The sequence below is a fragment of the Micromonospora sp. WMMA1996 genome (assembly GCF_002573675.1).
Lineage (GTDB): Bacteria > Actinomycetota > Actinomycetes > Mycobacteriales > Micromonosporaceae > Micromonospora > Micromonospora sediminicola.
Map to the genome: position 1 here is coordinate 2,534,155 of NZ_PDHU01000001.1, position 13,120 is coordinate 2,547,274.

A 13,120-nucleotide genomic window follows, 5' to 3' on the forward strand; every position below is an offset into this window, starting at 1 on the left:
CGTCGCCGGTCCAGAGCCGGCGCAGGCCCTGGAAGGCCGGCCCGTAGGTGAGGCCGTGCCCGGACAGGGTCGGGTACCAGTCGGTCAGGTCCACCTCGGTGAGCCCGGCGGGTGGCCAGGCGAGGGTGGGCTCGTCCGGCCGGGGCGGGTCGAGGACGCCCTCGGCGTGCGCGGTCCAGTCGGTGTCGCCGTCGGGCTGGGAGTGGATGGCGACCGGACGGCCGCCGGTGCCGTCGGGTGCGCCGACACGTACCTGCACCCGCACCGCGCCGGTATCGGGCAGCACCAGCGGCGCGGCGAACGTGAGGTCGCGGATGCGGGAGGCGCCGACCTCGTCTCCGGCACGGACGGCCAGTTCGGCGAGCGCGGTGCCGGGCAGGAGCACGGCGCCGGCCACCACGTGGTCGGCGAGCCACGGGTGGGTGGCCAGCGACAGCCGGCCGGTGAGCAGGACCATCTCGGCGCCGGCGACGGCGACGGCCGCGCCGAGCAGCGGGTGGCCGACGTCGCCGAGCCCGGCGCCGCTGACGTCGCCGGGACGGATCCGGCCGGTGGGCAGCCAGTACCGCTGGTGCTGGAACGCGTAGGTGGGCAGGTCGACCCGGGTCGGCTCGGCGCCGGTGAACCAGGGCCGCCAGTCGACCGGCACGCCGTGCACGTGCAGGTCGGCCAGCGCGCCCAGCAACGCGGCTGACTCGTCCCGGTCGCGACGCTGGGCGGCGACCGCGAGCGCGTCGGGCAGGATCTCGGCGGTCAGCGCCGTGAGCACGCTCCGCGGGCCGATCTCCAGGAACGTGTCCACCCCGGAGTCGCGCAGCGCCGCGACGCCGTCGGCGAAACGGACCGCCTGCCGGACGTGCCGCACCCAGTAGTCGGGATCGGTCAGCTCCGCCGGGTCCGCGATCGCACCGGTCACGTTGGACACCACCGGCAGCAGCGGCGCGGAGAAGCCCAGCCCGTCCAGGACGGCGCGGAACTCGGCCAGCATGGGCTCCATCAGCGGGCTGTGGAACGCGTGCGACACGGTCAGCGCGCGGGTCCGGACGCCGCGTTCGTGCCACCGCCGCGCGATGCCGTCGAGCGCGTCGACCGGTCCGGAGACCACGACGGAGGACGGGCCGTTGACGGCGGCGACACCCAGGCCGGGCACGCCGTCGAGCGACGCCAGCACGTCCGCCTCACCGGCGGCGACCGCCAGCATCCCGCCGCCGGTCGGCAACGCCTGCATGAGCCGGCCCCGCGCGGCGACCAGCGTGCACGCGTCGGGCAGCGACAGCACGCCGGCCAGGTACGCGGCGGTGACCTCCCCGATCGAGTGCCCGCCGACGGCGTCCGGGGTCACCCCGAACGACTCGACCAGGCGGAACAGCGCCACCTCGACCGCGAACAGTCCCGCCTGCGTGAACCGCGTCTGGTCCAGCAGACCGTCCTCGCCGAACAGCACCGGCTTCAGCGGCTGCGGCAGCAGCGGATCCAGGTGTGCGCACACCTCGTCGAGCGCGGCGGCGAACACCGGGAACGCCGCGTACAGGTCGCGGCCCATGCCGGCGCGCTGCGCGCCCTGACCGGAGAAGAGGACGGCCAGTCGGCCGCGCGGGGTGCGCGTACCGGTGCGGGTGCCGGCGGCCGGTGCGCCGGCGGCCAGCGCCCGCAGCCCGGCCAGCAGCTCGTCGCGGTCGCCGGCGGCGACGACGGCACGGTGGTCCAGGACGGTCCGGCCGGTCACCGAGGACCAGCCGACGTCGACCGGGCGGGCCGCGTCGTCGCCGGCGAGCCGGCGGGCCCAGCGGTCGGCCTGCGCGGCGAGCGCGGCGTCGGAGCGGGCGGAGAGCAGCACCGGCGTGAGCGCGCGCGGCGTCGGGCCGGCGGCGCGGGCGGGCTCGGCGGGCGGCGTCGGGCCGGCGGCGCGGGCGGGCTCGGCGGGCGGCGCCTCGATGACCACGTGGGCGTTGGTGCCGCTGACCCCGAACGAGGAGACGGCGGCGCGGCGGGGCCGGCCCGACTCCGGCCACGGCCGCGCCTCGGTGAGCAGCTCGACCGCGCCGGCGTCCCAGTCGATGTGCGGGGACGGCGCGTCCACGTGCAGGGTCGCCGGGGCGACGCCGTGCCGCATGGCGAGGACCATCTTGATGATGCCGGCGACGCCGGCGGCGGCCTGCGTGTGCCCCAGGTTCGACTTCACCGACCCGAGCAGCAGCGGCCGGTCCGCCGGCCGGTCCTGCCCGTACGTGGCCAGCAGCGCCTGCGCCTCGATCGGATCCCCGAGCGTGGTGCCGGTGCCGTGCGCCTCCACCACGTCCACGTCGGACGGGTTCAGCCGCGCGTTGGCCAGGGCCTGCCGGATGACCCGCTGCTGCGACGGACCGTTGGGGGCGGTGAGCCCGTTCGACGCGCCGTCGGAGTTGACGGCGGTGCCCGCCACCACGGCGAGGATGCGCCGACCGTCGCGGCGGGCGTCGGACAACCGCTGCACGAGCAGCACGCCGACGCCCTCGGCCCAGCCGGTGCCGTCGGCGGCGGCGGCGAAGGACTTGCACCGCCCGTCGGCGGCCAGCCCGCGCTGGCGGGAGAACTCGATGAACGTGCCCGGGTTCGCCATCACGGTCACGCCGCCGGCCAGGGCCAGGTCGCACTCCCCCGACCGCAGCGCCTGCGCGGCCAGGTGCAGCGCCACCAGCGACGACGAACACGCCGTGTCCACGGTGACCGCCGGGCCCTCCAGCCCGAACGCGTACGCCACCCGGCCGGACACCACGCTGCCGGAGGTGCCGGTGCCCAGGTAGCCCTCCACGCCGTCGGGCAGGTCGCGCACCCCGGCCGCGTAGTCGTGGTACATCAGGCCGGCGAACACGCCGGTGCGGGAGCCGCGCAGGTTCGCCGGGTCCACGCCGGCGGACTCGAAGCTCTCCCAGGACGCCTCCAGCAGCAGCCGCTGCTGCGGGTCCATGGCGAGCGCCTCGCGCGGGGAGATGCCGAAGAAGCCGCTGTCGAAGTCGGCGGCGCCGGCGAGGAAGCCTCCGTGCCGGGCGTGCGAGGTGCCGGGATGGTCCGGGTCGCTGTGGAACAGGGTGTCGAGGTCCCAGCCCCGGTCGGTGGGAAACTCGCCGATGCCGTCGCGCCCGGCGGCCAGCAGCTCCCACAGGTCGTCGGGGCTGTCGATCCCGCCCGGGTAGCGGCAGGCCATCCCGACGATCGCGATCGGCTCGTCGACGCCGGTGACCGCCGCCGCGCCGGCCCGGGTGGCGGTGGCGGTGGCGCCGCCGAGCTGCGCGTACACGTGGGCGGCCAGCGCGGCCGGGTTCGGGTGGTCGAAGACCAGGGTGGACGGCAACCGCAGCCCGGTCGCGGCGTTGACCCGGTTGCGCAGGTCCACCGCGGTCAGCGAGTCGAAGCCCAGTTCCTGGAACGCCCGGTCGGCCGGCACCGCGTCCGCGCCGCCGTGACCGAGGACCTGGGCGACGAGGCCGCGGACCAGCAGGTCGACCTCGGCGCGGGCCTCGTCGGCGGGCAGCGCGGCGAGCCGCCCGGCCCAACCGTCGGCCGCCGCGCCGGCCTGTCGCCGGGCGGGTGCGGCGCCGGCGAGGGCGCGCAGCATCGGGGGTACGCCGCCGGCGGCCCGCAGCGCCGGCAGGTCGAGCACGGCCGGTACGAGCGTGGCGGCGTCGGCGGTGACGGCGGCGTCGAAGAGCGCGACGCCGACCGGGGCGGTGATCAGGCCGAGTCCGGCGCGGGTCACCCGGGACCGGTCGGCCGCGCCGAGACCGGCCGCCATGCCGTCGGTGTCCCACATGCCCCACGCGAGCGCATGCCCGGGCAGGCCGAGGGCGCGGCGGCGGATGGCGAGGGCGTCGAGGAAGGCGTTCGCGGCCGCGTACGCGCCCTGGCCGGGGGAACCGAGCACGCCGGCGATCGACGAGTAGGTGACGAACAGGTCGAGGTCGAGCCCGGCGGTGGCCTCGTGCAGGTGCCAGGCGGCGTCGACCTTGGGGGCGAGGACCCGGGCCAGGCGGTCGGCGTCGGTGCCGGTGACGACCGCGTCGTCGAGCACGCCGGCGGTGTGCACCACCCCCGCGAGCCGGTCGCCGTCGGTGAGCCCGGCGACCAGGTCACGCACGGCGTCGGGGTCGGTGAGGTCGACGGCGAGCACCCGGACCCGGGCGCCGAGCGCGGTCAGGTCGCCGGCCAGTTCGGCCGCGCCGTCGGCGTCGGGTCCGCGCCGGCTGACCAGGGCCAGCGAGTCGACGCCCCACGCGGTGACCAGGTGCCGGGCGAGCAGGCCGCCGAGCGCGCCGGTGCCGCCGGTGACCAGGACGGTGCCGCCGCGGGTGCGCGGGCCGGGGGCGGGCGGGGCGTCGGCGCGTAACAGTCGGGGGGTGAGGGTGGTGTCGCCGCGCACCGCGACCTGCGCCGCGGTCGGGTCGTCGGCGGCGGCCGCGAGCAGCGCCAGGGCGGCGGCGTCGGGGTCCCGGTCGAGGTCGGCCAGGACGATCCGGCCGGGATGCTCGGACTGGGCGGAGCGGACCAGGCCCCAGACGGCGGCGCCGGCCAGGTCGGTGGCCGGGTCGTCCGGCCGGGCCGGCATCGCGTCGCGGGTGAGCACGACGAGGCGGGCGTCGGCGGTCGCGTCGGTGGTCAGCCAGTCGCGCAGCGCGGCGAGCACGCCGGTGGTGGCGGCCCGGACCGTGGCCGGCGACGTCGGGCCGGTCGGCACCGGCAGCAGCACCAGCGGGGGTACGTCGCCGGCGGCGAGCAGTCCGGTGACGTCCGGGTGGGCGGGGGCGTCGGGCAGGGCGGGCAGCGGTGCGCCGAGCACCGCGACGGGGGGCGGCGTGGCCGGGGTGAGCGGTTCGGCGTGCCAGGCGACCCGGTACAGCGCGCGGGCGGCCCGGGCGGCGGCCGGCGGCTCGGCGCCGGTCAGCTCCCGCAGTACCAGTGCGTCGACGGTGACGACGGGCCGGTCGGTGGGGTCGACGGCGAGCAGCCGCACGGCCGTGCCGGCGCGGGTGAGCCGGACCCGCAGCGTGTCCGCGTCGACGGCGTGCACCTGGACGCCGGTGAACGCGAACGGGGCCTTGGGTCCGGTGGTGCCGTCGCCGGGCAGCAGCGCGGCGGGGTGCAGCGCGGCGTCGAGCAGGGCGGGGTGCACGCCGAACCCGGCGGTCCGGTCGGGGCCGGTCGCGGGCAGTGTCACCTCGGCGTAGACGGTGCCGTCGTCGGCCGTCCAGGCGCGGCGCAGGCCCTGGAACGCCGGCCCGTAGGTCATGCCGTGGCCGGCGAGGGCGTCGTACCAGCCGGTGAGGTCGGTCTCGGCGGCGTGCGGCGGGGGCCACGCGCCGAGGCCGGCGTCGTCGGTGGGAACGGCGGCGGTGAGCAGTCCCTCGGCGTGGCGGGTCCAGTCGCCGTCGGGGTCGTCGTCGGGCTGGGAGTGGACGGTGACGGCGCGCCGCCCGGTGTCGTCGCGCGGGCCGACCCGGACCTGCACCGGTACGGCGCCCCGCTCGGGGAGCACCAGCGGCGTGACGACGGTCAGCTCGCCGATCCGGCAGGGGCCGAACTCCTCGCCGGCGCGCAGCGCGAGTTCGACGAGCGCGGTGCCGGGGACCAGGACCGCGCCGGCGACCACGTGGTCGGCGAGCCACGGGTGGGCGGCCAGGGAGAGGCGGCCGGTGAGCACGGCGGCGTCCTCGCCGGCCAGCCGGACGGCGGCGGCCAGCAGCGGGTGGCCGGCGGCGCCGAGACCGGCGCGGGTGACGTCGGCGCCGGCGCCGGCCGGGCGCAGCCAGTACCGGTCGCCGCCGAACGCGTAGGTGGGCAGGTCGACCGGGCCGGTCGCGGCGCCGCCGAGGATCGGGGTCCAGTCGACGTGGCCGCCGGTGGCGACGAGTTCCGCCAGCCCGGTGAGCAGCGCGCGCGGCTCCGGGCGGTCCGCGCGTTGGATGGCGACGGCCGACGCGGTGTCGGCCGTGTCCCGGACGAGCGCGGTGAGCACGCCGCGCGGCCCGATCTCCAGGAACGTGTCCACCCCGGCGCTGCGCAGCGCGGCCACCCCGGCGGCGAAGCGGACCGCCTGACGCACGTGCCGCACCCAGTAGTCCGGGTCCGTCAGCTCCCCCGGGTCCGCGATCGCACCGGTCACGTTGGACACCACCGGCAGCAGCGGCGCGGCGAACGTCAACCCGTCCAGCACGCCGCGGAACTCGGCCAGCATCGGCTCCATCAGCGGACTGTGGAACGCGTGGCTGACGGTGAGCCGACGGACCCGGACGCCCCGGTCGCGCCAAGAGCGCTCGATCTCGTCCAATGCGTCGAGCGACCCGGAGACCACGGTCGACGTCGGACCGTTGACCGCCGCGACACCCAGCTCCGCCCGACCCGCGATCGACGCCGCCACCTCGGCCTCCGACGCGGCGACCGCCAGCATCCCGCCGCCGGCCGGCAACGCCTGCATCAGCCGGCCCCGCGCCGCCACCAACGCACACGCGTCCGACAGCGACAACACCCCCGCCACGAACGCGGCCGTGACCTCACCGATCGAGTGCCCACCCACGAAGTCCGGCGTCACCCCGAACGACTCGACCAGCCGGAACAACGCCACCTCGACCGCGAACAACCCCGCCTGCGTGAACCACGTCTGATCCAACAGGTCACCGTCACCGAACAACACCGGCTTGAGCGGCTGCGGCAGCAACGGATCCAGGTGACCGCACACCTCATCGAGGGCGGACGCGAACACCGGGAACGCCGCGGACAACTCCCGACCCATCCCGGCGCGCTGCGCGCCCTGCCCGGAGAACAGCACCGCCAGCGGACCCCGGTCGGTGGCGCGGCCGGTGACCAGGTTGTCGGCCGGCTCGCCGGCGGCGAGCGCGCGCAGCCCGGCGGCCAGGTCGTCGTGGTCGGCGGCGAGCAGCACCGCCCGGTGCTCCAGCGCGGTCCGCGCGGTCAACGACGCACGGGCGACGTCGGCGAGGTCGGGCCGGTCGGGCGCGGCCAGCGCGTCCGCCCAGTGGGCGGCCTGCCGGGCCAGCCCGCCGTCGCCGCGCGCCGACAGCAGCACCGGCACCAGCGGCGGCGTGGGCCGGTCGACCGGCTCGTCCGCGACCGCCGGCGGCTGCTCGACGATGACGTGGGCGTTGGTGCCGCTGACGCCGAAGGACGAGACGGCGGCCCGGCGCGGTCGGCCGGTCTCCGGCCACGGCCGGGCCTCGGTCAGCAGTTCGACCGCGCCGGCCGACCAGTCGACGTGCGGGGTGGGCTCGTCCACGTGCAGCGTGCGGGGCAGGACACCGTGGCGCAGCGCCTGCACCATCTTGATCACGCCAGCCACCCCGGCGGCGGCCTGGCTGTGCCCGATGTTGGACTTGATCGAGCCCAGCCACAGCGGCTCGCCGGCCCGGTCCCGCCCGTACGTGGCCAGCAGCGCCTGCGCCTCGATCGGGTCGCCGAGCGTAGTCGCGGTGCCGTGCGCCTCGACCGCGTCCACGTCGGCGGTGGTCAGGCCGGCGGCGGTGAGCGCGGCCCGGATGACCCGCTGCTGGGAGGGCCCGTTGGGGGCGGTCAGGCCGTTGGACGCGCCGTCCTGGTTGACCGCGGAGCCGCGGACGACGGCGAGCACGCGGTGGCCGTTGCGGCGGGCGTCGCCGAGCCGCTCCACGACCAGCACGCCGACGCCCTCGGACCAGCCGGTGCCGTCGGCGGAGGCGGCGAAGGAGCGGCAGCGGCCGTCGGCGGCCAGCCCGCCCTGCCTGGTGAACTCGACGAACGCGCCCGGGGTGACCAGCACGTTCACGCCGGCGGCGACGGCCAGGTCGCACTCGCCCTGGCGCAGCGACTGCACCGCGAGGTGCAGCGCCACCAGCGACGACGAGCAGGCGGTGTCCACGGTGACCGCCGGGCCCTCCAGGCCGAACGTGTAGGCGACCCGGCCGGAGATGACGCTGTGCGCGCCGCCGGTGAGCCGGTAGCCGTCCAGGTCGCGGGTCTCGTCGCCGGCGCCGTAGCCGGACGGGGACGCGCCGACGAACACGCCGGTCGAGGTGCCGTGCAGCGTGTCCGGGGCGACCGCCGCCTGCTCGAACGCCGCCCAGGTGGCCTCCAGCAGCAGCCGCTGCTGCGGGTCCATCGCGAGGGCCTCGCGCGGTGAGATGCCGAAGAACTCGCTGTCGAACTCGGTGGCCCGGTCGATGAACCCGCCGTGGCGGGTGAACGAGCGGCCCGGCGCGTCCGGGTCGGTGGCGTAGAGCCGGTCCAGGTCCCAGTCCCGGTCGGTGCGGAACTCGGTGATGCCGTCGCGGCCCTCGGCGACCAGCTCCCACAGCCCGTCGGGGTCGCTGACGCCGCCCGGGTAGCGGCAGCTCATCCCGACGATGGCGATCGGCTCGTCGACGGTCGGCGCGCCGGCCGGGGCGTCGGCGCCGTCGCCGTCGCCGTCGCCGTCGGGCAGCCGCAGCAGCGCGGCCAGGTGGCCGGCCAGCACGGCCGGGCTCGGGTAGTCGAAGATGACGGTGGTGGGCAGCGCCAGCCCGGTCGCGGCGGTGAGCTGGTTGCGCAGCTCCACGGCGGTCAGCGAGTCGAAGCCGAGATCGCGGAACGCGCGCCGGGGGCGTACCGCGTCGGTGCCGGTGTGGCCGAGCACGGCGGCGGCGTGGTCGCGGACCAGGTCGGTGAGCCGGCGTTCCCGGTCGGCGGGGGCCAGGTCGAGCAGTTGCCGGCGCAGCGCGGCGGCCCGGTCGTCGACGTCGTCGGCGGGCCGCTCGGCCAGCGCCGCCCGGGCCTCCGGGATGTCGGCGAGCAACGGTCGGGGCCGGGCGGAGGCGTACGCGGGGGCGAACTGCGCCCAGTCGACGTCGGCGACGACGAGCGTGGTCTCGCCGTGCTCGACCGCCCGGCGCAGGGCGAGCAGCGCGGCGGCGGGCTGCATCGGGTTCAGGCCGCGCCGGCTGAGCAGCCGCTGCGCCTCCTCGGTGGTGGCCATGCCGCCCTCGGCCCAGGCGCCCCAGGAGATCGAGGTGGCGGTGCGGCCGGCGGCGCGGCGCCGCTCGGCGAGCGCGTCCAGGAAGGCGTTCGCCGCCGCGTACGCGCCCTGGTCGCCGCTGCCCCACACGCCGGAGATGGAGGCGAACAGCACGAACGCGTCGAGGTCCCGGTCGCCGAGCAGCTCGTCGAGGTGGGTCGCGCCGGCGACCTTGCCGGCCATCACGTGGTCGAACACGTCCAGGTCGGTGTCGACCAGGGCGGTGAGCCGGGTGACGCCGGCGGCGTGCAGCACGGCGGTCAGCGGCGCGACGTCGTCCAGCCCGTCGACGAGCGCGGCGACCTGGTCCCGGTCGGCGAGGTCGCAGGCGACCACGCTGACCCGTACCCCGTCGGCGGTCAGCTCGTCGACCAGCTCGCGGGCGCCGGCGGCGGCGGGGCCGCGGCGGCTGGTGAGCACCAGGTGCTCGGCGCCGGTGGCGGCGAGCCAGCGGGCGGCCTGCGCGCCGATCGCCCCGGTGCCGCCGGTGATCAGGACGGTGCCGCGCGGCTGCCAGCCGGTGAGCTGCCCGGAGGTGCGGGCCGTGGTGCGGGCCAGCCGGCGCGTGAACGTGCCGTAGGGGCGCACGGCGACCTGGTCCTCGTCGCCCGCGCCACCGCCGAGGACGCGGACGACCTCGGTCCACGTCGCGGCGTCGGGGTCGGTGGGCAGGTCGAGCACGCCGCCCCACTGCCGGGGGTGTTCCAAACCGATCACCCGGGCCAGGCCCCACAGGGCGTGCTGGGCGGCGCTGGCCACCGGCTCGGCCGGGCCGGTGCCCACCCCGCCCCGGGTGAGGCACCACAGCGGCGCGGTCAGGCCGGCGTCCTGCAGGGCCTGCACCAGCCGGGTGGTGGCGACCACGGCGGTGGGGACGCCGGGGTGCCCGGGATGGTCGGTCTCGGCCAGCCCGAGCAGGGACACGACGGCCGCCGGGGCGCCCGGCTCGTCGGTCAGCCGGGCGGCCAGCTCCGCCCGGGTGGTGCGGACCGGGTCGACGGCCAACGTCCGCAGTGCCGCCCCCTCGGGCAGCGCGGCGGCGAGCGACTCCAGCCAGGCGTCCACGCGGGCGTCGTCGGCCGGGCGCAGCACCAGCAGGTCACCGGTGACGGTGGCGCCGGTCGCCGGGGCGGCCGGCTGCCACACCACCCGGTACGACCAGCCGTCCAGCACGGCCCGTTGGAGGCGGGCGCGTCGCCACGACGACAGCAGCGGCAGCGCCGGGGCGAGCACCTGCGGGTCGGCGTCCCCGGCGGTGAGGGCGGCGACGTCGGCGCGTTCCACCGCCGACCAGAACTCCACGTCGACCACGTCCGGTCCGACCGGCCCGGCGTTGCCGGCGGCCATCCGCTCCGGCCAGTAGCGCCGGCGCTGGAACGCGTACGTGGGCAGGCCGGTGAGGACCGGTGCGGGGGCGAGGACCCGGCGCAGGTCGACCGGCAGTCCCTCGGCGTGGGCGTGGGCGAGGCTGGTCAGCAGCCGCAGCCGGGCGTCCTCGCCCCGGCGCAGCGTGGACAGCGCGCGGCCGGTGGTGCCGGTGTCGTCCAGGACGGCGGCCACCGACATGGTGAGCACCGGGTGCGGGGACACCTCGACGAAGTCGGTGTGCCCGGCGGCGATCGCGGTCCGCACGGCGGCGTCGAACAGCACCGGCAGGCGCAGGTTGTCGGCCCAGTGGTCGGCGTCGAGCCGGGCGCCGGCGAGCCAGTCACCGGTGACCGTGGAGATGATCGGCACGTCGCCGTCGCGGGGGGTCAGACCGGCCAGTTCGGTGCGGAGACGGTCGGCGACCGGCGCCACGGCCGGGGAGTGCGAGGCGTAGTCCACGGCCACCAGCCGGGCCCGTACCCCGTCGGCGACCAGCTCGGCGACCAGGTCGGCGACCGCCTGCGACGGCCCGGCCACGGCGGTGGTGGCGGGGCCGTTGACCACGGACACGGTGACGCCCTCGGGCAGGCGGGCGGTCAGCTCGGCGGCCGGCAGGTCGACCGCGGCCATGGTCCCGGTGCCGGCGACGTCGGCCAGCGCCCGCAGCCGCAGCGCCAGCACCGTCACCGCGTCGGCCAGGGTCAGCGCGCCGGCCACGTGCGCCGCGACGATCTCGCCCTGGGAGTGGCCGATCACGGCGCGCGGGCTCACGCCGGCGTGCCGCCACAGCCGGGCCAGGGCCACGCCGACGGCGAACAGCGCCGGCTGGGCCACCTCGGAGCGGGTCAGCCAGGTGTCGTCGGCGCCGGTGAGCACGGCGGCCACATCGACGTCGAGCCAGCGGTCCAGTTCGGCCTGGCACTCGGCGAGGGCGTCGTCGAAGACCGGGCAGGCGCCGATCAGCTCGGCGGCCATGGCGGCGTGCTGGGCGCCCTGGCCGGGGAACACCCAGACCGGTCCCTCGCCCGCCTCGCCGGCCTGGCCGCTGACGACGCCGGCGGTGGGCGTGCCGGCGGCGACGGCGTCGAGACCGGCGAGCAGCTGCGCCGGGTCGGCGGCCACCACGCCCGCGCGGTGCTCGAAGACCGACCGGGTGGTGGCCAGTGACCAGGCCAGTCGGGCCGGGTCGAGGTCGGCGTGGTCGCGGACGTGGCGGGCCAGGCGGGCGGCCTGCTCGCGCAGCGCCTCGGCGGAGCGGGCGGACAGCGACCAGACGGTGGCCGGGCCGGCGACCAGGGCGGGCCGCTCGTCGTCGGGCGTCGGGGCGGGCGCGGGGTCGGCCTGTTCCAGGATGACGTGGGCGTTGGTGCCGCTGATGCCGAACGAGGACACCGCGGCCCGGCGCGGCCGCTCCACCCGCGGCCACGGGCGGGCCTCGGTGAGCAGGGACACCGCGCCGGCGGACCAGTCGATGTGCGGGGACGGCGTGTCGACGTGCAGCGTCGCGGGCAGCCGCCCGTGCCGCATCGCCTGCACCATCTTGATCACACCGGCGACGCCGGCGGCGGACTGGCTGTGCCCGAGGTTCGACTTGACCGAGCCGAGCCAGAGCGGGTCGTGCCCGTCCCGGTCCTGCCCGTACGTGGCGAGCAGCGCCTGGGCCTCGATCGGGTCGCCGAGCGTGGTGCCGGTGCCGTGCGCCTCGACCGCGTCGACGTCGCCGGTGTCGAGCCGGGCGTTGCTCAACGCCTGGCGGATGACCCGCTGCTGCGACGGCCCGTTCGGGGCGGTGAGTCCGTTGGACGCGCCGTCCTGGTTGATCGCGCTGCCGCGCAGCACGGCGAGCACCGGGTGGCCGTGGCGGCGGGCGTCGCTGAGCCGTTCGACGAGCAGCAGGCCGACGCCCTCGGCCCAGCCGGTGCCGTCGGCGGCGGCGGCGAACGACTTGCACCGCCCGTCGGAGGCGAGCCCGCGCTGGCGGGAGAAGCCGACGAACGCGCTGGGGCTGGCCATCACGGTCACGCCGCCCGCGAGCGCCAGGTCGAATTCGCCGGCCCGCAGCGCCTGCGCGGCCAGATGCAGCGCGACCAGCGACGAGGAGCAGGCGGTGTCCACGCTGACGGCCGGCCCCTCCAGGCCCAGCGCGTAGGCGATCCGGCCGGAGACGACGCTGGTGACGGTGCCGGTGAGCAGGTAGCCCTCGTCGGCGTCCAACGCGCCGCCGTCCGCGCCGACGCCGTAGCCGTTGGCGGCGGTGCCGACGAACACGCCGACCTTCTGCCCGCGTACCGAAGACGGGGCGATGCCGGCGCTCTCGAACGCCTCCCAGGAGGTTTCCAGCAGCAGCCGTTGCTGCGGGTCCATGGCGAGGGCCTCGCGGGGCGAGATGCCGAAGAACTCGGCGTCGAACCCGGCCGCGTCGTAGAGGAAGCCGCCCTGCTGGGTGGTGGAGCGACCGGACCGGTCGGCGGACGGGTCGTAGAGGTTGGCCAGGTCCCAGCCCCGGTCGGTGGGGAAGCCGCCGATCGCGTCACCGCCGCCGTCGACCAGGTCCCACAGCTGCTCCGGGGTGGACACCCCGCCGGGGTAGCGGCAGGACATCGCGACGATCGCGATCGGCTCCCGGGCCGCCGCGGTCAACTGCTGGTTGAGCTGCTTGAGCCGGCTGGTCTCCTTGAGGGAGGCCCGAAGCGCCTCGACGACCTTGTCTGCGGACGTGGACATCATCTACTCCGTACG

The 13,120-nt window shown here is 77.3% G+C and carries 1 protein-coding gene (cut by a window edge); it reads right to left on the reverse strand.

Translation table 11 applies throughout. From position 1 onward, the window contains the following. A protein-coding gene (locus COO58_RS11730; protein WP_098746272.1) for a type I polyketide synthase crosses the window boundary here: on the reverse strand, window positions 1–13,105 show its 5' end (the start). 16,541 nt of this gene lie to the left of the window's left edge; only the first 13,105 of its 29,646 coding nucleotides appear in the window; it begins with the start codon at window positions 13,103–13,105; its stop codon lies off the left edge, out of view. Window positions 13,106–13,120 lie beyond the last annotated feature (15 nt).